This window comes from Klebsiella sp. GFKo11 (genome assembly GCF_056490265.1).
On record NZ_CM151369.1, the window covers coordinates 110,141 to 132,411 of the forward strand.

The 22,271-nt window shown below is 54.4% G+C and carries 18 protein-coding genes, 1 tRNA gene and 1 pseudogene; 14 read left to right on the plus strand and 6 right to left on the minus strand.

Annotated elements, in window-relative coordinates; genetic code table 11:
• Positions 1–67 precede the first annotated feature (67 nt).
• Positions 68–649, plus strand: coding sequence for a shikimate kinase (locus AC07P6_RS00525; protein ID WP_478315423.1), 582 nt, complete (start codon positions 68–70; stop codon positions 647–649).
• 45 nt (positions 650–694) lie between these two features.
• On the opposite strand, the pseudogene AC07P6_RS00530 reads toward AC07P6_RS00525, so the two are convergent.
• Positions 695–1,165, minus strand: a pseudogene (locus tag AC07P6_RS00530) (virulence RhuM family protein); the annotation flags it as partial.
• Positions 1,166–1,414: 249 nt separating this feature from the next.
• On the opposite strand from AC07P6_RS00530, the gene AC07P6_RS00535 reads away from it, so the two are divergent.
• Positions 1,415–1,546, plus strand: a complete 132-nt coding sequence (locus AC07P6_RS00535) for a hypothetical protein (RefSeq protein WP_478315424.1) — start codon at positions 1,415–1,417, stop codon at positions 1,544–1,546.
• A gap of 37 nt (positions 1,547–1,583) precedes the next feature.
• Here the strand turns inward: AC07P6_RS00535 and AC07P6_RS00540 are convergent.
• Positions 1,584–1,678, minus strand: a tRNA-Sec gene (locus AC07P6_RS00540).
• Positions 1,679–1,972: 294 nt separating this feature from the next.
• Between AC07P6_RS00540 and AC07P6_RS00545 the strand changes: the two genes are divergently transcribed.
• The 10 genes from AC07P6_RS00545 (at position 1,973) to AC07P6_RS00590 (ending at position 13,067) form a co-directional block, all read left to right on the plus strand.
• A complete protein-coding gene (locus tag AC07P6_RS00545; RefSeq protein WP_434661096.1) occupies positions 1,973–3,367 on the plus strand; it encodes a glycoside-pentoside-hexuronide family transporter in 1,395 nt (464 codons plus the stop codon).
• Positions 3,368–3,380: 13 nt separating this feature from the next.
• Complete coding sequence (yicI, locus tag AC07P6_RS00550) at positions 3,381–5,699, plus strand: alpha-xylosidase (protein ID WP_478315425.1); 2,319 nt, start codon at positions 3,381–3,383, stop codon at positions 5,697–5,699.
• Between the two features lie 430 nt (positions 5,700–6,129).
• On the plus strand, positions 6,130–7,701 hold the full coding sequence (locus AC07P6_RS00555; RefSeq protein ID WP_478315426.1) for a BglG family transcription antiterminator: 1,572 nt from the start codon (positions 6,130–6,132) through the stop codon (positions 7,699–7,701).
• Between the two features lie 10 nt (positions 7,702–7,711).
• Complete coding sequence (locus AC07P6_RS00560; protein ID WP_182235339.1) at positions 7,712–8,182, plus strand: PTS sugar transporter subunit IIA; 471 nt, start codon at positions 7,712–7,714, stop codon at positions 8,180–8,182.
• Positions 8,183–8,203: 21 nt separating this feature from the next.
• Positions 8,204–8,518: a PTS fructose transporter subunit IIB gene (locus AC07P6_RS00565; protein WP_004126741.1), complete on the plus strand. Its 315-nt coding sequence runs from the start codon at positions 8,204–8,206 to the stop codon at positions 8,516–8,518.
• Positions 8,519–8,541: 23 nt separating this feature from the next.
• The gene (locus tag AC07P6_RS00570) at positions 8,542–9,633 is read left to right on the plus strand and encodes a PTS fructose transporter subunit IIC (protein WP_182235338.1); all 1,092 of its coding nucleotides are present in this window, start codon (positions 8,542–8,544) and stop codon (positions 9,631–9,633) included.
• 10 nt (positions 9,634–9,643) lie between these two features.
• On the plus strand, positions 9,644–10,495 hold the full coding sequence (locus AC07P6_RS00575; RefSeq protein WP_304254261.1) for a class II fructose-bisphosphate aldolase: 852 nt from the start codon (positions 9,644–9,646) through the stop codon (positions 10,493–10,495).
• 80 nt (positions 10,496–10,575) lie between these two features.
• Positions 10,576–11,436: a ketose-bisphosphate aldolase gene (locus tag AC07P6_RS00580; RefSeq protein ID WP_181484410.1), complete on the plus strand. Its 861-nt coding sequence runs from the start codon at positions 10,576–10,578 to the stop codon at positions 11,434–11,436.
• 64 nt (positions 11,437–11,500) lie between these two features.
• Complete coding sequence (locus tag AC07P6_RS00585; RefSeq protein WP_478315427.1) at positions 11,501–12,175, plus strand: D-lyxose/D-mannose family sugar isomerase; 675 nt, start codon at positions 11,501–11,503, stop codon at positions 12,173–12,175.
• Between the two features lie 160 nt (positions 12,176–12,335).
• Complete coding sequence (locus AC07P6_RS00590) at positions 12,336–13,067, plus strand: MurR/RpiR family transcriptional regulator (RefSeq protein ID WP_181484412.1); 732 nt, start codon at positions 12,336–12,338, stop codon at positions 13,065–13,067.
• 91 nt (positions 13,068–13,158) lie between these two features.
• On the opposite strand, the gene AC07P6_RS00595 is transcribed toward AC07P6_RS00590, so the two are convergent.
• The 3 genes from AC07P6_RS00595 to AC07P6_RS00605 all read right to left on the minus strand — a co-directional run bounded on the left by AC07P6_RS00595 (position 13,159) and on the right by AC07P6_RS00605 (position 17,474).
• Positions 13,159–14,538, minus strand: a complete 1,380-nt coding sequence (locus tag AC07P6_RS00595; protein WP_478315428.1) for a family 4 glycosyl hydrolase — start codon at positions 14,536–14,538, stop codon at positions 13,159–13,161.
• A gap of 13 nt (positions 14,539–14,551) precedes the next feature.
• Positions 14,552–16,111 (minus strand): PTS transporter subunit EIIC, encoded by a 1,560-nt coding sequence (locus tag AC07P6_RS00600; protein WP_478315429.1) that lies wholly within the window; start codon positions 16,109–16,111, stop codon positions 14,552–14,554.
• 400 nt (positions 16,112–16,511) lie between these two features.
• On the minus strand, positions 16,512–17,474 hold the full coding sequence (locus tag AC07P6_RS00605; protein WP_304255689.1) for an IS110 family RNA-guided transposase: 963 nt from the start codon (positions 17,472–17,474) through the stop codon (positions 16,512–16,514).
• 432 nt (positions 17,475–17,906) lie between these two features.
• Here AC07P6_RS00605 and AC07P6_RS00610 point away from each other — a divergent pair, with 432 nt between their 5' ends.
• Complete coding sequence (locus AC07P6_RS00610) at positions 17,907–19,238, plus strand: MFS transporter (RefSeq protein ID WP_434661107.1); 1,332 nt, start codon at positions 17,907–17,909, stop codon at positions 19,236–19,238.
• Here AC07P6_RS00610 and AC07P6_RS00615 read toward each other — a convergent pair.
• Positions 19,210–19,902, minus strand: coding sequence for an IclR family transcriptional regulator (locus tag AC07P6_RS00615; RefSeq protein ID WP_434661109.1), 693 nt, complete (start codon positions 19,900–19,902; stop codon positions 19,210–19,212). The two genes, AC07P6_RS00610 and AC07P6_RS00615, sit on opposite strands and share 29 nt — an antisense overlap.
• Positions 19,903–19,963: 61 nt before the next feature.
• Between AC07P6_RS00615 and AC07P6_RS00620 the strand changes: the two genes are divergently transcribed.
• Positions 19,964–22,222: an FAD-dependent oxidoreductase gene (locus AC07P6_RS00620; RefSeq protein ID WP_434661111.1), complete on the plus strand. Its 2,259-nt coding sequence runs from the start codon at positions 19,964–19,966 to the stop codon at positions 22,220–22,222.
• The last annotated feature ends 49 nt before the right edge of the window (positions 22,223–22,271 follow it).

Genomic DNA, 22,271 nt, shown 5'->3' on the forward strand with positions numbered 1-22,271 from the left:
AGAAAAACGGCTACTATCGCCGTATTCTGGTGAAATAACAATGTCACAAGGACGCGAGAAACCAAAGATGAATACGCTATTTCTGATTGGCCCCGGCGGGGTGGGAAAAAGCACTGTTGGGGCGCTGCTGGCACAGGCGCTGGGTTATCGGCTTATCGATCTTGATAGTCAGTTTTGCGAGCAGATTTTAAATATCCGCGAATATATTCAGCGTGATGGGTACGAAAGCTATGTGCGTGAGAACGCCGCACTATGCGCTCGCCTGTTAGCGGAGGATTCGGATGTAAAACGAGTAGTGGTGCTGTCTTCGGGATTTCTTGCTACTGACGTCTGCTCGGAGATTGTTGCCAGTAATCGGCAGCTTGTGCGACAGGCTGGGTATTCCATACTGCTGCTGCCTTCAGAAGATATCGATATCGCTACGCGCATTGTGGTTGAACGCCAGCTGGCGCGCGGTTTTGGCCTGGTCAGAGAAAAAGAAGAGGCGAAGTTCCGCCAGCGTTTTAAGGAGTATTGTGGATTAGCCGATTGCTGGGTGATTTCGTCTGAGGAGCCGAAGAGGGTCGCGGAGCGGGTGGGAGAGAAAGTGGTTGCGGATTGCTCAGGCCTACAGATAATCTCAGATCGCGTAGGCCGGGCAAGGCGCTAGCCGCCGCCCGGCAGAAATGCGAGCACAATAGTTTGTGAGGATCGGAATCCTCAGGGCTACTTCATCGAAATAGTCGGGTACAGCCGATGAACCAACGGACGGATTTTTCAGCCGCTCATCGTCCATCACAAAACCTTTGATCAGATATTCCTGGAGCGTCTGGGTGGCCCACTGACGGAACTGCGTGCCGCGAGGGGAACGAACGCGATAGCCAACGGCGAGTATTGCTTCGAGATTATAGTGCTCTATCTCCCTGGAAACCTGGCGCTTTCCTTCCTGGCGAACCATCCGGAATTTCCGGATGGTTGAGTTTTGAGCAAGCTCACCTTCAGAAAAAATGTTGATTAAATGCTCATTAATTGTCCGCACATCTTTAGCGTACAGATCAGCCATTGATGCTTGGGATAACCAGATTGTGTCCGACTCGAAGCGGCATTCAACTCGTACTTTCCCATCACCACTGGCAAATATAACGAACTCACCTGCTGGGGATGACGTTAAGTGTTCATTTGCCATATAGCCTCCGGGTTAACCTGCTTTGGCTCGCATAGTATGTCAGAAGAGCACAAATTTCATTAGACGGACGATTAACCTGGAGTCATTTGGGAGCTGCCATCCAGAAAGTGAAGATTTCCGGGCGTCAGACGAGTTGAAGCGTACTGTTAACGCTTTTAATGACCAATACAAAGAACTTTTAGGTGACCTCATGTCAATCATATCGCGCGAAAAAAACCAAAGGGCGGCGGTCAGTCTCCGCAGTTCAAAATGCGCATTGATCCGGCATTGAAGGAACAGTTGGATGCTGTGGCAGCGGAAGAAGGAGTGAGTCTTGCAAGCTGGCCTAAAGACCTGGCAAGAAGCGCGCTAAAAGCTAAAGGAATTGAACCGAAGGGCTGATTTTCTGGATAAGTTCACATGGTTAGAAATGCTGAACTGGCGGAAGATCACAGGAGTTGAACCTGCCCGGGACCGCTGGCGGCCCCAACTGGATTTGAAGTCCAGCCACCTCACCGGAGATGACGATCTTCCGCGCCTCGATTGCTACATGGAGGCGGGGCGCATTATAGCTACTTTCCTGCATTAACCACATACCCCAACGCACTTTTTTACTGTTAAAACTGGACTTTACAGAACCTTCTTAAACAAATCCTTGCAAAATCCGTGGCTTACACTTTTATACACTCTTTCAGGCTACCGAGATCACATAAAACAAGAAACGTAATTTGATTATGAGATATCGCAATTCATCTTACTGCGCAGATAGTTTACAAATTCTGTAACCGGTACCAACAAGCGGTATCGCTGAGAGATGAGTGTGTTGTTATGAAAAATCATATTTTGTCCGTCAAAGAGAAGATTGGCTACGGCATGGGCGATGCCGCCAGCCACATCATTTTTGATAACGTCATGTTGTATATGATGTTTTTTTATACCGATATTTTTGGTATTCCTGCCGGCTACGTCGGCACCATGTTCCTGCTGGCCCGCGCGCTGGATGCGATATCCGACCCGTGCATGGGATTGCTGGCCGACCGCACCCGCAGCCGCTGGGGGAAATTCCGCCCGTGGATACTGTTTGGCGCGATCCCGTTCGGCCTCGTCTGCGTGCTGGCCTACAGCACGCCGGACCTGAGTCATAACGGCAAGCTGATTTACGCCGCGGTTACCTACACCCTGCTGACCCTGCTCTATACCGTGGTCAATATTCCGTACTGCGCTCTGGGCGGCGTCATTACCGACAACCCGACGCAGCGCATCTCCCTGCAGTCCTGGCGCTTTGTGCTGGCGACGGCGGGCGGCATGCTCTCGACCGTCCTGATGATGCCGTTGGTGAACTTTATCGGCGGCGAAGACAAGGCGTTTGGCTTTCAGGGCGGCATCGCAGTGCTCTCGGTGATTGCTTTTCTGATGCTTGCCTTCTGCTTCTTCACCACCAAAGAACGCGTCGAAGCGCCGCCAAGCTCCACCTCAATGCGTGAAGACCTGCGCGATATCTGGCGCAACGATCAGTGGCGCGTGGTTGGCTTGCTGACCATTCTGAACATTCTCGCGGTCTGCGTTCGCGGCGGCGCGATGATGTATTACACCACCTGGATCATGGGGTCCGCTGCGCTGTTTACTGTGTTCCTGACCACCTACTGCGTCGGCAACCTGATCGGCTCGGCGCTGGCGAAGCCGCTCACCGACTGGAAATGCAAAGTCAGCGTCTTTTGGTGGACCAACGCCATCCTGGCAGTGCTGAGCGTGGCGATGTTCTTCGTACCGATGGACGCCGAAATCACCATGTTCGCCTTTATCTTCGTGATTGGCGTGCTGCACCAACTGGTGACGCCGATTCAGTGGGTGATGATGTCCGACACCGTTGACTACGGCGAATGGTGCAACGGCAAACGCCTGACCGGCATCAGCTTCGCGGGCACCCTGTTCGTGCTCAAGCTGGGCCTGGCGCTGGGCGGCGCGCTGATTGGCTGGATGCTGGCCGGTGGCGGTTACGACGCCGCAGCCAAAACCCAGAACAGCGCCACCATCACCATCATCATCTCATTGTTTACCCTCGCTCCGGCGGCTTGTTACCTGCTGAGCGCGGTTATCGCTAAACGCTACTACACCCTGAAAACGCCGTTCCTGAAAAAGATGATGGCGGAACTGGCTCAGGGCGCGCGTCGCAACGAACACGACTTCACTTCAGCGCCGACAGGCAAAGAATTGCAAAACTAAGAGGAAGCTATTGATGAAAATCAGTGATGGAAACTGGCTTATCCAACCAGGGCTCAATCTGATCCAACCCGTGCAGGTGTACGAGGTTGAGCAGCAGGGTAACGAAATGGTGGTCTATGTCGCGTCGCGCGAGGTCCGTGAGCGTGCCGCTCAACTGGATACCCCGCTGTTTACCGTGCGCTTCTTCTCCCCGCAGGAAGGGGTGATTGGCGTGCGCATGGAGCACTTCCAGGGTGCGCTGAACAACGGCCCGCACTATCCGCTGAACGTCCTGAAAGACGTGAAGGTAGAGATTCAGAACGGCGCTGAAGTTGCCGAGCTGAAGAGCGGTAACCTGACTGCCCGCGTGACCAAAGGTGACTTCTGGTCGCTGGATTTCCTGCGTGACGGCGTGCGTATCACCGGCAGCCAGCTGAAAAACGACGGCTATGTGCAGGATACGAACACTAATCGCAACTACATGTTCGAGCGCCTGGATCTTGGCGTCGGCGACACGGTTTACGGCCTCGGCGAGCGCTTTACCGCACTGGTGCGCAACGGTCAGACGGTCGATACCTGGAACGAAGATGGCGGTACCAGTACCGAACGGTCGTACAAAAATATCCCGTTCTATCTGACTAACCGCGGCTACGGCGTGCTGGTTAATCATCCTGAGCGCGTCTCTTTCGAAATCGGCTCCGAGAAAGTCTCTAAGGTGCAGTTCAGCGTCGAAGGCGAGCATCTGGAATACTTCGTGATCGACGGCCCGACCCCGAAAGAGGTGCTGAACCGCTATACCCAGTTCACCGGACGTCCGGCGCTGCCGCCAGCCTGGTCTTTCGGTCTGTGGCTGACCACCTCGTTCACCACCAACTACGACGAAGCGACGGTTAACAGCTTTATTGACGGTATGGCGGAGCGCGATCTGCCGCTGCACGTGTTCCACTTCGACTGCTTCTGGATGAAAGCCTTCCAGTGGTGCGATTTTGAGTGGGATCCGGTCACGTTCCCTGACCCGGAAGGCATGATTAAGCGTCTGAAAGATAAAGGTCTGAAAGTCTGCGTGTGGATCAACCCGTATATCGGCCAGCGTTCGCCGGTATTTAAAGAGCTGCACGAGAAAGGCTACCTGCTGAAACGTCCGGACGGTTCGCTGTGGCAGTGGGATAAATGGCAGCCGGGCCTGGCGATTTATGACTTCACTAATCCGGAAGCCTGCGAGTGGTATGCCAACAAGCTGAAAGGCCTGGTGGATATCGGTGTTGACTGCTTCAAGACCGACTTCGGCGAGCGCATTCCGACCGACGTGCAGTGGTTTGACGGCTCCGACCCGCAGAAAATGCACAACCACTACGCCTTCATCTATAACGAGCTGGTGTGGAACGTGCTGAAAGAGACCGTTGGCGAGAAAGAGGCGGTGCTGTTTGCTCGTTCCGCCTCGGTGGGCGCGCAACAGTTCCCGGTGCACTGGGGCGGCGACTGCTACGCCAACTATGAATCCATGGCGGAAAGCCTGCGCGGCGGCCTGTCGATCGGCATGTCCGGCTTTGGTTTCTGGAGCCACGATATCGGCGGCTTCGAAAACACCGCGCCTGCTCATGTCTACAAGCGCTGGTGCGCCTTCGGCCTGCTATCGAGCCACAGCCGTCTGCACGGCAGCAAATCCTATCGTGTGCCGTGGGCTTACGATGACGAGTCCTGCGACGTGGTACGTCACTTCACGCAGCTGAAATGCCGCATGATGCCGTATCTGTATCGTCAGGCGGCGCTGGCCAACGAGTTCGGTACGCCGATGCTGCGTTCAATGATGCTGGAGTTCCCGCACGACCCGGCCTGTGACTATCTGGATCGTCAGTACATGCTGGGTGATTCCGTGCTGGTCGCACCGGTGTTTAGCGAAGCGGGCGATGTGCAATTCTACCTGCCGGAAGGCCGCTGGACGCACTTGTGGCGTAACGACGAAGCGCAGGGTAGCCGCTGGCATAAGCAGAATCACGATGTGCTGAGCCTGCCAGTTTACGTGCGCGACAACACCCTGCTGGCGCTGGGCAACAACGACCAGAAGCCGGACTACGCGTGGAACGAAGGCACCGCTTTCCAGCTGTTCAACCTCGACGATGGCCGCGAAGCCGTCTGCCAGGTTCCGGCAGCGGACGGTTCGGTGGTCTTCACGCTGAAGGCGAAACGCCAGGGCAACACCATTACCGTTAGCGGTGAAGGCGATGCCAGCGGCTGGACGCTGTGTCTGCGCAATATCCCGCAGGTTGCGGGCGTGCAGGGTGGCGCTCAGGCGGGCAGCGAGCTGGGCGCAGTTGTCACCGCGCAGGGCAACGCGCTGACGATTACGCTGTAAGGTTTTTCTATCCCGAAGCACGGGTTCGCAGCCATCTGCGGACCCGTAGCCGTTTCAGTTTATCCTTCCCGGTGGCGCTGCGCTGACCGGGCTACGGGTTCACAGCCGTCTGCGGGCTGGTAGCCCGGACAGGCGCGTGAAGCGCCGCCTCCGGGGATGCACTAAAGCTAAAGGCGATTAAATATCCCCTGGTATATTCTTGCGGTAAATTGAGATCGCTATCACGTATATTTCTTTCTGAAATGTGATCTGAATTATAATTATTCCTTAATACCCCTCTTCGTTTTATTTCTGTCCGGATGTCCGGACACGATTTAGTATTGTTGTTTACTCCCTGTCTCCTTATATTTATCCTCAATGATTTATGTAGAGCTCGCGTCGTATCGCGATGTCTGCCTGGCATTAATCTGCTATGCAAAAAGGGTAAATAATGCAAATGATTACCTCACGACAGAACAGATTATTGAAATTTCTCCTGCCCCGGAGAGAATACGTTACGTTAATGAAAATCGCTGAATATTTAAATGTTTCAGAAAAAACGGTTCAGCGCGATTTACGTTTTTTACAGCAGTGGCTCTCTGAGTGGAAAATTATTATCGATAAGCGCTCAGGTACTGGCGTGATGTTAATCGCTGATAATGTCACCGACCTGCTGCAATTAGACCAATTACTCAGTAATGAGGGCGAAGATAGCGATGTGATGATGAATAACTCCCGGCGAGTGAAAATCGCCTCGCAGTTATTAAGCGAAACACCGCTGGAAACCTCAATTAATAAACTGTCGGAGCGCTATTTTATTAGCAGTGCCTCTATCGTTAATGATCTGAAAATTATCGAGTCATGGATCACCCCGCTAGGTTTAGCGTTGATCCGCAGCCAGAGCGGCACGCATATCGAAGGCAGTGAAACCCGCGTTCGCCAGGCGATGGCGTCGTTAATTAACGGCGTAATTAATCACAACGAACCCGGCTGTATTATCCATTCCCGCCTGGATTCAGGAAGCTATAAAGCGCTGGTCCATTATTTTGGCGAGGAAGACGTTTTATTTGTTCAGTCATTATTACAGGAAATGGAGCGCAGGCTGTGCTGGTCGTTAGGTGAACCGTATTATGTCAATATCTTCACCCATATCCTGATCATGATGTATCGCATTACTCGTGGGAATGCCTTACCGCGCCGGGAACAGGGAAATCAGCTCTTTGATGAGACTGTTTTCAGCGTGGCGCAGAATATGCTGCAAAAAATTGAAGCGCGGATCGTCCATTCGCTACCGGAAGATGAAGTCTGGTTTATTTATCAATACATCATCTCATCCGGCGTGGTGGTTGAAGAGCGTGATGATGTCAGTATGGCGCGTTACATGCACTCGAGCGACGAGGCCCGACTGGTGACCAGCCGTCTGATTAGCGCTTTTTCAGCCATGATTGACATCGATTTAACCACCGACAGCGCATTATACGATGGCCTGCTTATTCATATAAAACCGCTGATTAACCGCCTTAATTTTCGCATTTATATTCGCAACCCTCTGCTTGAGGATATTAAAGGTGAGCTAATGGATGTCTGGCCGCTGACTCAGCGCGCGGTGAATCAGGTCTTCAGCGGCTGGGGAGAATGCGCAGTTTCCGACGACGAGATTGGCTATTTAACCGTTCATTTCCAGGCCGCGATGGAAAGACAGGTCGCCAGCAAGCGCGTTCTGCTGGTCTGTTCGACGGGTATTGGCACCTCGCACCTGTTGAAAAGTCGGGTGCTAAGAGCATTCCCCGACTGGACTATTGTCGGCGTGGTATCGGCGGGGAACCTGCATACCCTTCAACCGCAGGATAATATTGAATTGGTTATTTCGACGATAAATCTGCCGGAAATCAATCTGCCGGTGGTTTATGTCAGCGCATTTTTTAATGATGCCGATATCCGGCGGGTTACGGAAAAAATTGTCACCGATAAATTACATCAAGCGGCAATCTCTGCTGTAGATAATGAAATTTTATATCCATGAGGTAAAGAATATGGACATAACCAGGATTTTAAACACCAAACGCGTTTTGTTAGATATGCAGGCCACGAATAAAGCGGAAGCCATCGAGGAATTAACCGATTTATTGCAAAAAGATGGTGCGATAAGCTGCCGTGAAACCTTTATTCAGGATGTCTGGCAACGTGAGTCAGAAGGCTCAACGGGGTTTGAAAATCATATCGCGATCCCTCATGGAAAATCGTCTGCTGTTATTAATACCACCCTCGCTATTGGCCGCACCCAGCAGGATATTGCCTGGGAAACGCTGGACGGTAGCCAGGTTCGCTGCATTATTTTATTCGCCGTGCGTCTGGAAGACCAAAACACCACCCATATTCGCCTGCTGTCCCAGGTCGCCGGGGCGCTGGCGGATGATGACATTATTGAACAATTGCTCGAAGAAACCAGTCCGCAGAGGATTATTGACTTGTTTAGTCAATATGCCGAATCGGATGCTTACTAACAATAACTATCGGAGTCCGAGATGAATATTGTCTGTGTTGCCGCCTGTACCGCGGGGATTGCTCATACTTATATTGCACGTGAGAAGCTCATTAAAGGCGCGAAAGCGCTGGGTCACAATGTCAAAGTTGAAACGCAGGGGACTATTGGTACCGAGAATGAACTTGCGGCGGAAGATATTGACGCCGCAGATGTCGTGATTCTTGCCATTGACGTGAAAATAAAAGGTGAGGAACGTTTTAAAAATAAACGGATTGTCAGAGTGAAAACCGAAGTGGTTATTAAGTCACCGATTCAGTTTATCGAAAAGGTCGAAAAATCCCTGGCTAATGCCTGATCCTTAATCTGGAGGGATCTACCATGAGTGAGAATAAAATTCCCGTCTCACAGGAAATTAAGAAGCATTTATTAACCGGTATTTCATGGATGATACCGCTGATTGTCGCCGCTGGGATCTGTATCGCGCTTGGGCAAGTGCTTGGCGGGACGAACGTTGGTGAGAAAACTGGCACCATTCCGTGGATGTTAAACCAAATTGGCGGCTGGGGCATGGGGCTGATTGTACCTTTGATCTGCGCTGCTATCGCCTACTCCATCGCTGACCGTCCTGGATTTGCGCCGGGTTTGATTGTCGGTTTTGTCTGCGGGCAAATTCACACCGGGTTTATTGGCGGTATGCTCGGCGGCTTCCTTGTCGGCTACACGGTGCTGGCGCTGAAGCACTATATCCGGCTGCCTAAGTCGATGCAGGGGCTGATGCCGATCATGGTGCTGCCGGTGTTAAGCACGGTGATCAGCGGTTTGCTGATGATGACCCTGATTGGCAAGCCGATCGCCTGGCTTCAGGAAGCATTAATCCACATGCTGGAGTCGATGCAGGGCGGCTCGCGCTTCCTGCTGGGAGCCATTCTTGGCGCCATGGCGACCTTTGACTTCGGCGGCCCGGTGAATAAAACCATGTCGCTGTTTGCCGATGGTCTGCTGGTTAGCGGCGTCTACGGCCCGGAAGCTGTGAAGTTTGTCGGTTCGATAATCCCGCCGTTCGGCATCACCCTCTCGTTCCTGCTGACCCGGCATAAATATACCCGCGCCGAACGTGAAGCTCTGAAGGCCGCCTTCCCGATGGGGATCTGCATGATCACCGAAGGGGTGATCCCGATTGCCGCCCGCGATCTACTGCGCGTCGTGGGATCCTGCGTGGTGGCGTCGGCGGTAGCCGGTGGGCTGATCATGACCTGGGGCGTCGAGAGCCCGGTGCCGCACGGTGGAATGTTTGTGGTGCCGCTATTCACCCATCCTCTGCTGTTCTGTCTCTCCCTTGGGATCGGCACGGTGATTTGCGGCGTAATGCTGTCTCTGTGGAAAAAGCCGGTGACCGAGCGTGATGAAGAGTTCGATGAGCTGAGCGACCAGAAAGTCAAAGACGAAGAGATCACCTTTACCCTCGAATAAAGGAGGCCCTATGTTTGCCGACATGAAAAGTATGGTGACCAAAGCCTGGCGCGAACGGTATGCCCTGCTGGCGATTAACTGCATGAACCTGGAAAGCGCCCGCGCGGCGGTGCGCGTAGCGGAAAAATATCGTGCGCCGATTATTCTCAACCTGTATCAGGGGCACCTGTCGCACTTTCCGGCCTCTAGCGCAGCGGCGGTAGTCAGGGTCCTGGCGGAAGAGGCGAGCGTTCCCGTCACGCTGAGCCTTGACCACGGTAAGGACCCGATCAAGATTCGCCAGGCATTTCGCGCCGGATTTAGCGGGCTGATGATTGATGCTTCAGCGTTCGCGCTGGAGGAGAACATCCGTCAAACCCGCGCGGTGACCGAGCTGGCCGCCAGCGTTGGGCTGTGCGTGGAAGGCGAGCTGGGACATCTGGCGGATGCGCCGCGCTACGACCAGGCCACCAATGCCGATTTAATGACCCAGCCGGAGGATGTGACTCCCTTTATCGAACAGACCGGGATCGACCTGCTGGCGGTCTCCGTGGGGACGGCGCACGGCATGTATGCCCCTGGCGTGAAGCCAGCGCTCGATTTCGACCGTCTGGCGCAGCTACAGCGGGTGTCGTCCGTCCCGCTGGCGCTACACGGCGGGAGCGGCACGCCGTTCGATCAACTGCAACGTTGCCCGGAGTTGGGCGTCGCGAAAATCAACGTTGGGGCGGCGGTGTTTGAAGCCGGAAAAGCGGCGCTGCTGCATACCCTGTGCCACGACAGCTCCATTGAGCTGGCCGACGCGCTATCGGTGATGGAGCAGGCCAGTGCTGACGCCATCGTCCCCTATTTACATGCATCCGGCTCAATCAATAAAGCCTGATTAAATTTCAGTAATGCCTTCTATGCCAGCGCATATCTGCCCTGGCAGGGCTTACTACACCCTGAAACTGGAGAATAACGATGTTAGTTTCAATGAAAGAATTACTTAAACCGACCCGTGAACATGGCTTTGCGATTGGCGCATTTAACGTGGCGGATAGCTGTTTTATTCGCGCTGTGGTGGAAGAGGCGGAAGCAACAAATACCCCAGCGATTATTTCTATCCATCCCAGCGAGCATGATTTTGTTGGCGACGCGTTTTTTAGCTACGTACGGGATATCACTATGCGCAGCCGCGTGCCGTTCACTCTGCATCTGGATCATGGCGCATCGGTCGAGCATGTCCTGCGCGCTATTCAGTGCGGCTTTACGTCGGTGATGATCGATGGCTCGTTGCTGCCTTACGAAGAAAACGTGGCTCTGACCACCGAAGTAGTGCGGTTGGCGCATGCGGTGGGTGTGTCGGTTGAAGGGGAGCTGGGGACTATCGGCCAGACCGGTACCTCCGTCGAAGGCGGTGTGTCGAAGGTCACGTATACCGACCCGGCCCAGGCGGAAGATTTCGTCGCCCGTACCGGCGTGGATACGCTGGCGGTGGCGATTGGTACCGCGCACGGCATCTACCCGAAAGGGATGCAGCCGGAACTGCAAATGAACATCCTGCGCGATATCGCCGGACGTCTGTCGATTCCGCTGGTGCTGCATGGCGGCTCGGCTAACCCGGATGCGGAAATTGCCGAGTCCGTGACCCTTGGCGTCGGCAAAATTAATATCTCCAGCGACATGAAATATGCCTATTTCCTGAAAGCACGCGAAATTCTGGCGAAAGAAACCTGGTGGGATCCGAACGTGATTTACCCGGAACCGATTAATGCTGCACGGGAAGTGATTCGCCACAAAATGAAGCTCTTTGGTTCAACCGGCAAGGCCAGCCTCTATTAATACCCCAACGAGGCGGGGTAACCCGCCTCGACATTCACATTCTGCGGCTGAAGCGGAGTCGACAATGAAACGTTCACAGATTAATTATGCGATTGATAAAGCCCATGCCATCGCCGAAACCTTTCGCATCTGCTTGCCCGAGTTCGCTGGGTTTACTGCCGATTTCTGGTCACAAAAGCGGGCGGAAGAGTGGCAGGAAGTGCGTGATTTACAGCTTGGCTGGGATATTACCGATTTTGGTAGCGGCTGTTTTAATGAAACCGGCCTGACGCTGCTGACCCTGCGCAACGGCGCGTTATCCGATACGCGCTACCCCAAACCGTATGCCGAGAAAATGTTGCAGATTCAGCAGGATCAACAAACGCCATGGCATTTTCACTATCACAAGATGGAAGATATTCTGAATCGCGGCGGTGGCCACCTCTGTATGCAGCTGGCATGGGCGACGGAGGATGAACAACTGGATGCTCAGCGCAGCGTGAGCGTCGCGGTTGATGGCTGTCAGCGCACGCTGAAACCGGGCGATACCCTGATGCTAAAACCCGGGCAGGGTGTCTGTTTGCCACCCATGCTCTATCACCGTTTTTGGGCCGAAAATGCGTCGGTGATGGGTTGGGAAATATCGATGGTCAACGATGATAAGCGCGATAACCGGTTTCTGGAAGCCAGCGGTCGCTTCCCAATCATTCAGGAAGATGAACCGATGAAATGGTTATTGTGCAGTGAGTATCCGCGCTGATAAGCCGTTCATGGTTGGCAGAGCTATGACCCTCTTCGCAAGAGGGTTTTTTTATTCCATTTTGTCGAAAAAAGTAACGTTCATTTCATTCTGGTGATTCATCCCACAGACACTATTACCGCCAGGTGATAGCGTAGTTTGCCGCTGAGAGGAGCCCGGAATGGATTTAGAAAATATCTTTCGTGACGTAAAGCTAAGCAAAACCGAGATGACCGTGCTGCGCTTTATTCAGAACGATCCTGAGCAATGCGTTCGCGAGGGGGTCCGCGCCGTTGCGGAGCACTGTTATAGCAATCCCTCTTCGCTGGTGCGGCTGGCGAAAAAGCTGAAATTCAGCGGCTGGCTGGAGCTGGTCTATTTTATTAAATTCAATATCACCATGCCTAAGCTCGATGTGACCAATGATATTGACTATATGAGCATTCAGCCGGTGGAGCGCATAACGCCGTTGCTGGAAAGCCTGCAACATCACCGCATTTTGATTCATGGCAGCGGCTTTTCGCAGCTGATCGCCCAGTATATTTATAATAAATTTTTGGTGACCGGGGTGAATGCCAGCCTGGCGCTGTGGCCGGATTACGAGATCCTCGAGCAGAAGAATGCCGCCAAATTTGATTCGATCTGGATTATTTCCAAATCCGGGCGCAGTAGTTCGGCGCTGAACTGGGTGAAGGCGCTGGAGGGGAAAGAGATTAATCTGGTCTGCTTTACCGGCGATTATCAAAGCCCGCTGGCGCAGGCAGCGGATACGGCGTTTATCATTCACGACCCGCAGAAGTTCGATGACGATATTTACTGGAGTAACCCGTTTTTCGGTTATTGCATACTCGGCTTTGAGCGGCTGCTGAAGATGTGGTTTATGCAAACGGGTATCCCCGGAGGCGGCGCTTGACGCGCCTGTCCGGGCTACCGGCCCGCAGACGGCTGTGAGCTTGTAGCCCGGATAAGGCGTTAGCCGCCATCCGGGGAATTTAGCCGGGCGTTTATTGCCAGTCGGCGAACTGCTTATCATCGAGATAGGCTTCAACCAACGTTTTCGCCAGTGAATAAGAGCCAACCAGCGGATGCGCCATCAGCGCCCGGACCGCCAGGGATTTATCCCGCTGCAAAATGGCCGCCACCGCCAGCCGCTCATACTCTTTCACGTTGTCGATCATGTTTTTCTGCGCCGTTGGCACATGTTTCGGCGTCACCGGCTTCAGGCCGTCTTTGCTCAGGTCGCAGCTGATCTCAATCACATCGTCCGCTCGCAGGAAATCCAGCGTGCCGTTGTTGGGCATCGATACCACGATGCGCTTGGTGGTAGTGCTGTTGACGGCTTCCAGAATATCCAGCGCCACGCCCGCATAGCCGCCGGTATCCGGCTCCTCGATAAACTGCTTTAAGGTCAACGGTTCGCGGGTGTGGAATTTCTCCTGCTGCGACTCGTTCTGCATGTAGCTGTTTTCTCTGCGTAAATAGTGCTTCATCCAGATGGTAAACGCCGCTTCCGGGTTGGCTTTTACGTCGATGGTTCGCAGCTCTTCGCGCATATCGTGATTGATGCGGGCAATCTGCTCGCCACGGGTTTCCTGCGCGTTCTGAATCGCTTTTAACGCCACTTCACGATAGTAGTAATAATAGAGATATTCATTAAGCAACTGCTTATCACACAGCTGGACCAGCTCCGGCGAAAAGTACTGCATCGCCGTTTTGCGGTATAAATCCGGGCTGGCGATCAGCCTCTCGGTGACATCTTCGCCGCGCACGGTGAAATGGGTAAACCAGGAGAAGTGGTTCAGCCCATAGCACTCGACGCCGAGGTCGTTCTCGTCGCAGCCGAGGATATCCGGCAGCTCACGGATAAGCTCCGATGGTGCATCGCAGATGCCGTACACCCGGCGCTTAAAGCCGGATTTGATAATCGCCTCGGTCACCAACCCCGACGGATTGGTGAAGTTAAATAAAATGGCGTCTTCAGCGGCGTGCTCTTCAATCAGGCGGCAGTAGTTAAGAATCGCCGGAATCGAGCGCATTGCCATAGCAAAGCCGCCTGCGCCAGTGGTCTCCTGGCCAAGGGTGTTATTTTCCAGCGCGATCCGCTCGTCGCGGATGCGGCTCTCATCGCCGCCTACGCGCAAGGTGGTTATCACATAGTGGCTGTTTTTCAGCGCTGATACCGGGTCGCTGGTAATGCTAAAGTGAATATCCGGGCGAATGGTATTAAACACATAGCGGGCGATTTCGCCAAATATGGCCAGGTTATCGGCAGAGCTGTCGAGAAATACCACTTCCTTTAAACCAATGCGGTGCGCGTTATATGCCAGAGACTTTGCCAGGAATGCAGAGCGAACGCCGCCCCCGCCTAATACGGTTAGTTTCATAAATAACTCCCAATTAATTTTCTGCTAGCCAGCTATCAACCCGGGAACGAACCTGTCCCACTTTGACGCCGTAAATAACCTGAACTTCATTACGATTTCGTACTACGCCATTTGCGCCGGTGCTTTTTAATATGGCATCGTCAACCAGTTCCATATTATGAACTGCGACGCGCAGGCGGGTGAAACAGTTGTCGACGGAAATAATATTTTCTTTACCACCTAAGCCATTGATAATTTCATTAGTCACCGTCTGCGGGCCGCCCATTTTTTTACGATAATCCGCTTTGCTATATAGCTTCACGTTTTCATCGTCTTCGCGACCCGGTGTTTTGAGATTTAGCTTAACCACCAGAGTGCGGAAGATAACGTAGTAGACGGCAAACTGACCGATACCGATAAGTACATAGCCTGGCCAGCGTGTTAAGGAAGCCGGTAGCGGCAGGTTGTAAATCAGGAATTCAATCAGCCCGGATGCGCCCCAGGGACGAACGGTAAAGATGTCGCAAATTGCCTGTGAGGCCGCGGTTAAGGTGGCGTGAATCACCCACAGCAGCGGTGAAACAAACAGGAAGGTAAACTCAATGGGCTCGGTGATACCGGTCAGCATCGAGGTAATAATGGCGGGCAGCAGGATTGCTTTGGCCATCATTTTTTTCTCCGGTTTCGCCGTGTGGTAGAACGCCAGCGACGCACCGGCGAGGCCGAAGATGGTGGTCATTCCCTGCTGCGAGAAGCGCAAAGCTTCGTTCATCACCGGAGTGAGATCCGGGTGGCGCATATAGGCGAGGAAAATGGCCTGAGTACCGGAAACTACCTGCCCGTCGACGCTCAGCGAACCGCCGATTTGCGTGAGCTGGAACGGCGACCAGACGAAGTGGTGCAGGCCGGTAGGAATAAGGAATTTTTCGAAGAAGCCATAGACGAAGACCCCCGCCACGCCGGCGTTTTTCATAAACCCGGTCAGCGCCGCGATACCGTGGGTCATAAACGGCCAGAACCAGGTAAAGGCGATAGCATAGAAGATGACGACCGGCGTCATCGCCACCAGCGTTAACTTCGCGCCACCGTACATGGAGAGTGCGCCGGGCAGTTCGATGGTCGATACTTTGTTATGTACCCAGGCGATGGTGCAGCCGAGGATAATCCCGAGAAAGATCCCCATATCGACCACCACAAAGCCCAGTAGCTGAGTTTGTCCGGTACCGTAATATTCGCCGTTAATTTTTTCTGCGAGGCCGTTGGTGTGCTCCAGCCACGAATGGTTGGCACCGAGAAACATGATAAAGCACATGACCGCAACCAGCGCCACTTCGGTTTTTTTATCTTTCGCCAGGCCGTAACTGATGCCAACGCAAAATAATAAACCGAGGTTTCCAAATAATGGCCAGAAGGTGTCACCAAGAAGCTGCCCGAGCTGGTGTAAAAAGCTGGTCTCCGAAATTAATGTCGGGTTGGTTAAGACAGAGCTGAGTGCCAGAATTAGGCCGATGACCGGCAAGAACAATACTGCGCCGATCATTGCCCTGGAGAATTTTTGCATATTCTCCATAATACGTTGGCGTATTACAGACATGGTTGTTCCTTTATTTTTGTAGGTTCAGGGACTTTAATTATTTTTTTGACTTCCAGTATTTTTGTTATAGCAAGTCCGCTATTTGAAAGGAACAGGTTGCGGGAAATAGGTACAAATAGCCGCAAAATGGCAACAGGTTTCATCTGCGGGAATATTACCCTCATCCCATCCCTCTCCCTGGAATCTGTCTCGAGTCCGGTGGAATAGAAGCTGCTGTAGGAAGGCTGGTTCAAGTTACAGGATATGGTTGAAGGATACAGACTGGCGAAGTCTGTTGATCAGAAGGTCCGATCAAGTGACAGCCCGAAGGGAGAGGGAGAAAGCCACACTCGCGCACGATACCGAAAGACCGCACCCAGCGGTCCCCTCACCCCTTTGGGGAGAGATACCGTCTTGCCGGTTATCCGGCAAGTGGTATTTCAGCGTTAAATTCATGCCCGGATTTCACCACACCATAAGCCAGCTGCAGTAATTTCCTCATTCCTGCACACACTCGCTCTTTCCCTGTCTTACCCCGGGCTGCAAGCCTTTCCATCAGGTTTTTCACCACCTTATTGCATCTTCCTGCCACTACCGCTGGCATATACAGTGCGCTACGCAGCTCTGCATGGCCCACTTTCGACAGCCTGCTTTTCCCTTTCCACATCCCTGACTCACAACGACGAGGATTCAAACCAGCATACGCCACCAGTGCCTTGCTGTTGCTGAACCGTCGCAGATTTCCTGCGAACGCCAGCAGGCTCACACTCAGCATGTCTCCTATTCCGGGGATACTTTTCAGTAGCTCCCGGTCCCGCTTCAGGTCCGGGTTATCATCGATATGCCGGTTGATTTTATTGAGGGTTTCTTCAATCAGCTCATCCAGCATCGTAACGTGTTCATTCAGGGAAGGAACGATGACTTCATCTGCCGCCTCAAGGCGGTTCACCTCCATCTGACGCATCTCTTCCAGGTTACGCAGGTGGCGTACCAGAGCCGTCAGTTGTCGTTCGCTCAGCGGCGCAGGATGCCAGGGGGCCGGCTGATACAGAGCGCAGTAGCGCGCTATCAGCGCCGCGTCGCTTTTGTCCGTTTTATTGCGGGTCAGTTCAGTGTTTGCGAACGCATGGATACGTGCCGGGTTTTCAAGGCTGACGCAGCAGCCATTATCGGCCAGCAGGGTGGCCAGTTCAGTGCTGTAGCAACCTGTTGCCTCCATGCAGACGTGACAGTGACCAAAACGCGCCAGCCAGTTCAGAAATTCGCGGCATCCGGCTGGGGTATTGGCGAATTTTTTGGTTTTGTACTTCTGGTTTGGCAGCTGGACAGCAACGTCGAATTTGAGTTTGGCGATATCAACGCCGACAGGGACAAGATTCATCATGGTACTCCGTAACCTTATGAATATTATCGCCGGACCATCCTTATATGTGGGTGCTCAGGGCACAGGATACCGTTCGGTCTTGAGGCGACAGGGAAACAGGTTACCGGGGCATAATCTCTCCCGCGGGCTCAGGGGCTCCAGGGCTGGGTGATGCTCACCGGTAACCTCCCGATGATCAGTCGGGGATCTTCTCCGCCGGAACGGAGAAGGTCAAGACATAAGGGTTAGGGTGAGGGGGCATACTCCGAGCCAATGTTTATCTCTTCCTCTCCAGCGCCTGAAACCGGTTTTATTTCTGTACAAATTTAAGGGAGATCACACTTCTCCGCATCCCACTTTGCATCTCGCCAATTGTTTCTATAAAAGAAACAACAACAGCAATGATATGACGCCTCGTACCTTTTAAAACCTTAAAACTATGAGAACACCTCTATGTCAGAACAACCGATAATAGGATCAACCGCCCGTTCGACCGGACGGGTACGCTTCTTTGTGCTAGGCCTGGTGTTTATTAATATTATTATCAACTACATGGACAGAACTAACCTCTCGGTAGCGGCGACGCAGATGTCCGGCGAGCTGCAGTTTACCCCGTTACAAATGGGGCTGATCTTCTCGGCATTTGGCTGGATCTACGCAGCCCTGCAAATCCCCGGCGGCTTTCTGATCGACCGCCTTGGCTCCCGCCTGGTGTACGGCGTTGGGCTGTTTATCTGGTCATTGATTACCGCGCTGCACGCCGTGGCGAACAGCTTTGGCGCTCTGGTTGGCCTGCGCCTTGGCGTTGGCGCTTTCGAAGCCCCGGTGATGCCGTCAAATAACCGAGTGATCTCCAGCTGGTTCCCGGAACAAGAGCGCGCCACGGCCATTGGTATTTACTCTTCCGCACAGTTTGTGGGTATGGCGCTGATGACGCCCATTCTGTTCCATGTTCAGGATCTGTTCGGCTGGCGCGGGCTGTTTCTGATTACCGGTGTGGTAGGGATGATCTGGGGCGTGCTGTGGTACTGCGTGTACCGCGATCCGCTGGATCATAAGACGGTATCGAAAGCCGAGTTGGATTATCTGCGCGAAGGCGGGGCGGTGCTGGAAAGCCGTGAAAACGCAGCCAAACGCCCGTTCAGCTGGCAGGATCTGGGGCTGATGTTCAAAAGTCGTAAGCTGATTGGCATCTATTTCGGCCAGTTCACCATCTCGGCCACCTTCTGGTTCTTCCTGACCTGGTTCCCGACCTATCTGGTGCAGTACCGCCACATGGACTTTATTAAGTCTGGCTATGTCGCCTCGGTCCCATATCTGGCCGCCTTCGTCGGCGTGCTGCTGGCCGGATTTGTCTCCGACCGCCTGATCCGCCGCGGCGTCTCCACCAGCTTTGCCCGTAAAGCGCCGGTGATCCTCGGCATGGCGCTGACCCTGTTCATCCTCGGCGCCAACTACACTGATAACCCGACGCTGATCATCCTGTTTATGTCCATCGCCTTCTTCGGCAACGGCCTGGCGACGATTACCTGGGTATTCGTGACCGCGCTGGCGCCACGTCATTTGATTGGTCTGGCAGGCGGGGTATTCAACTTTACCGGCGCGCTTTCCTCCATTGTGGTGCCGATCGCCATCGGTGCGCTGATCGACGGACACAGCTTCGCCCCAGCGCTCGGCTTCATCGCCGTACTGGCCTGCCTGGGGATCTGCTCTTATCTGTTCGTGGTCGGCAAGATTGACCTCGACGGCGACAAAGCTATGCCGTCAGCCGATCGCAAAGCGTAATGAGTTCGGCTAGCCGCTCGGCCGTCTGCTCTGGGGTGTAGCCATACATCCCGGCAAAAGCCAGCGCCGCCTTGTGCGAACCGAACTGAATCGGCTGAGAAATGGAGAGCTCGCCATCATCGTGCGGCCAGACCACGTGGCCCTGCTGACGCTGCTGCTGGAGATACGGCGCGATGCCCACCATCTCCTCGGCGCTGAAACGCTGGGATAGCGCTTCGTCGTCCTCGGCTGCCAATAGCGCAAGACCGATGACCGATTGGCTGGCCGACATCATATGAAAACCCGCCAGCGCCTGGCTGATATGGCTGCCGGGGCGAGAGTGGAAGATGTAGATAACCTGGTCCTCCCACAGGACGCCCATCGCCACCACGATATCTTTCGGGGCGTAGGCTTCCAGCAACGGGAGGGCCTTTGAGAACAGCGTTGAACCGCGAATCGCTTGGGCGGCCAGCGCGTGAATACCGGGACCGGGCAGATAGCGACGCTGTTCGTCCTGCGTGGTCAGACCGATTGCCGCCATGGTCATCAGCAACCGGTTGACGCGGGTGGGGTTAATGTCCATCAGGCGTGCCAGCTCGCGACAACCGATAGCCCGATCGCTGGAGACCAGATATTGCAGACAGCGAATACCGTCGATAAGGCTTTGATTAGGTTGAGACGACATAGCGAGATCCCATTTTTTAAAGACTGTTATTTTATCGCCAGAAAGGCAGGAATTACAATTTATGCAAATTTTCCAGCACACCCATGAACGTGATTTCCCCCACCAGACCCTGCGTACCGATCTATTCGTCGCTGGCGGTGGCCTGGCCGGGCTATGCGCCGCGCTCGCCGCTGCCCGAGACGGTTTGCAGGTCGTGCTGGCGCAGGATCGCCCGGTGCTTGGCGGCAACGCCTCCAGCGAAGTACGGCTGTGGGCCAACGGCGCCACCTCGCATATGGGCAACAACAACCGCTGGTCACGCGAAGGCGGCATTATGGGTGAAATCCTTGAGGAGAACCTGTGGCGCAACAAAGAAGGTAACCCGATGATGTTTGACCTGCTGCTGCTGGATCTGGCGCAGCGCGAGAAGAACCTCACCCTGCTGCTGAACACCGCCATCTACGCGGTCAAGCGTGAAGGTCAGCGCATTGCCGAAGCCACCGGCTTTAACGCGGTCAACGAAACCTTCTACCATATTCAAGCCACGCAGTTCTGCGACGCCACCGGCGACGGCGTGCTGGGGCATCTGGCGGGGGCTGAGTATCGCGTCGGCGCGGAAGATGCCGAAGAACTGGGCGAAAAAATGGCCCCCGGCGACAACTTCGGCCACAAGCTCGGCCACTCTATCTATTTCTACACCCGCAAAAGCAGCGGGCCGGTGAAGTTCGTGCCACCCTCTTTTGCCCTACAGGATATTGAAGCCATTCCGCGTTATAAGCGTCTGACCTCGACGCTAAACGGCTGCGATCTGTGGTGGCTGGAGTGGGGCGGTCGTCTCGACACCGTGCATGACAGCGAACAGATTAAATGGGAGCTGTGGAAAATCGTCTGGGGGGTGTGGAACTACATTAAAAACTCCGGCGAATTCCCGGAAGCCGAGAACCTGACCATCGAATGGGTTGGCTCCATCCCCGGTAAGCGCGAGAGCCGTCGTTTTATCGGCGACCATCTGCTGTGCCAGCAGGATATCATCGAGCAGCGTGATCACTACGATGCGGTTGGCTACGGCGGCTGGTCCATCGACCTGCATCCGGCGGACGGCGTCTACAGCAAGCATGACGGCTGTCGCCAGTTCCACAGTAAAGGCACCTATACCATTCCGTACCGCAGCCTCTACAGCCGCTCGCTGGATAATCTGTTTCTCACCGGCCGTCTGATTTCCGCCTCTCACGTGGCCTTCGGCAGCGCTCGCGTGATGTGTACCTGTGGGCTGCTTGGCGAAGTGGTTGGTCGTGCGGCGGTCCTGTGCCAACAGCATCAACTCAGCGCACCGCAACTGGCGGAAGCTCAGCATATCGGCAAGCTTCAGCAACATTTGCAGCAGACCGGCTGCTACATTCCGCGCCAGCGCCTGCTTGACCCCGCGCGCGGCGCGCGGGTTTCCGCCAGCAGTGAACTGGTGCTGAGCGCTCTGCCGGCCAGCGGCCGCTGGATGACGCTGGACGAACGGATGGCGCTGCTGCTGCCGGTGAAGGCCGGAGAAACGCTGCCAGCCCTGCGTTTTATCCTGCGCGCCGAGACCGCTCAGCCGGTAAAAGTCAGCCTGTTAAGCAGTCAGAAGACCGCGAACTACTGCGCCGACATCCTGCTCGACGAACAAACGCTGACGGTACAGGAAGCGGGTGAATACAGCGTGGAGTTTGGCTGGCAGAGTGACGCCGATCGCTACCTGTTTATCGCCTTCGAGCACAACAGCGAGGTTGAAATGGCGCTGAGTGATTTGGCGCTGCCGGGCATTATGACGGTATTTAACAGCCAGAACGCCCGCGTGGCGAAGCATCCACGCCAGGTGGTTGATGGCGACTTTGGCGTAGAGGCGTTTGATTTCTGGGTACCGCGCCGCCGTCCGCATCAGGTGATGCCTGCCGTGCGCTTTGCCACGCCGCTGCGCTGTTATGATGTGCAGAACCTGCTCAACGGTCGCCTGCGTCCAGAACAGCAGATTAACGGCTGGGCCCCGGCGCTGGACGATGCCGCGCCGCGACTGATCTGGGAGTGGGACGCGCCGCAAACCGTACAGTCGCTGACGCTGATGCTGGATAACGATGTTGATAATGCGATGGAAACTGTGCAAATGGGACACATGGAGTCGGTGACGCCGCACTGCGCCACCCACTACCGTCTGTGGGCGGACGATGTACTGATTGCTGAAGCGAACGACAATCATCACTCGCTGTGCCAACATACGCTGAAAGCGCCGCTGACGGTGTCAAAAATCACCCTTGAGCTGGTGAAATCGGCTGGCGCGGTGCCAGCGGTCTATTCGCTGAACGTGAAATAACGTGGGAGCACCGAAACCCCACTAAGCGGCCCCTCTCCCCGGCGGGAGA

Bases quoted from the DNA above. Each gene is read 5' to 3' on its own strand.
- AC07P6_RS00525 (WP_478315423.1), top strand. From the start codon at position 68: ATGAATACGCTATTTCTGATTGGCCCCGGCGGGGTGGGAAAAAGCACT.
- AC07P6_RS00620 (WP_434661111.1), top strand. From the start codon at position 19,964: ATGCAAATTTTCCAGCACACCCATGAACGTGATTTCCCCCACCAGACC.
- AC07P6_RS00600 (WP_478315429.1), bottom strand. From the start codon at position 16,111: ATGTCTGTAATACGCCAACGTATTATGGAGAATATGCAAAAATTCTCC.
- AC07P6_RS00610 (WP_434661107.1), top strand. From the start codon at position 17,907: ATGTCAGAACAACCGATAATAGGATCAACCGCCCGTTCGACCGGACGG.
- AC07P6_RS00545 (WP_434661096.1), top strand. From the start codon at position 1,973: ATGAAAAATCATATTTTGTCCGTCAAAGAGAAGATTGGCTACGGCATG.
- yicI (WP_478315425.1), top strand. From the start codon at position 3,381: ATGAAAATCAGTGATGGAAACTGGCTTATCCAACCAGGGCTCAATCTG.
- AC07P6_RS00555 (WP_478315426.1), top strand. From the start codon at position 6,130: ATGCAAATGATTACCTCACGACAGAACAGATTATTGAAATTTCTCCTG.
- AC07P6_RS00565 (WP_004126741.1), top strand. From the start codon at position 8,204: ATGAATATTGTCTGTGTTGCCGCCTGTACCGCGGGGATTGCTCATACT.
- AC07P6_RS00590 (WP_181484412.1), top strand. From the start codon at position 12,336: ATGGATTTAGAAAATATCTTTCGTGACGTAAAGCTAAGCAAAACCGAG.
- AC07P6_RS00560 (WP_182235339.1), top strand. From the start codon at position 7,712: ATGGACATAACCAGGATTTTAAACACCAAACGCGTTTTGTTAGATATG.
- AC07P6_RS00605 (WP_304255689.1), bottom strand. From the start codon at position 17,474: ATGATGAATCTTGTCCCTGTCGGCGTTGATATCGCCAAACTCAAATTC.
- AC07P6_RS00570 (WP_182235338.1), top strand. From the start codon at position 8,542: ATGAGTGAGAATAAAATTCCCGTCTCACAGGAAATTAAGAAGCATTTA.
- AC07P6_RS00535 (WP_478315424.1), top strand. From the start codon at position 1,415: ATGCGCATTGATCCGGCATTGAAGGAACAGTTGGATGCTGTGGCAGCG.
- AC07P6_RS00615 (WP_434661109.1), bottom strand. From the start codon at position 19,902: ATGTCGTCTCAACCTAATCAAAGCCTTATCGACGGTATTCGCTGTCTG.
- AC07P6_RS00595 (WP_478315428.1), bottom strand. From the start codon at position 14,538: ATGAAACTAACCGTATTAGGCGGGGGCGGCGTTCGCTCTGCATTCCTG.
- AC07P6_RS00580 (WP_181484410.1), top strand. From the start codon at position 10,576: ATGTTAGTTTCAATGAAAGAATTACTTAAACCGACCCGTGAACATGGC.
- AC07P6_RS00575 (WP_304254261.1), top strand. From the start codon at position 9,644: ATGTTTGCCGACATGAAAAGTATGGTGACCAAAGCCTGGCGCGAACGG.
- AC07P6_RS00585 (WP_478315427.1), top strand. From the start codon at position 11,501: ATGAAACGTTCACAGATTAATTATGCGATTGATAAAGCCCATGCCATC.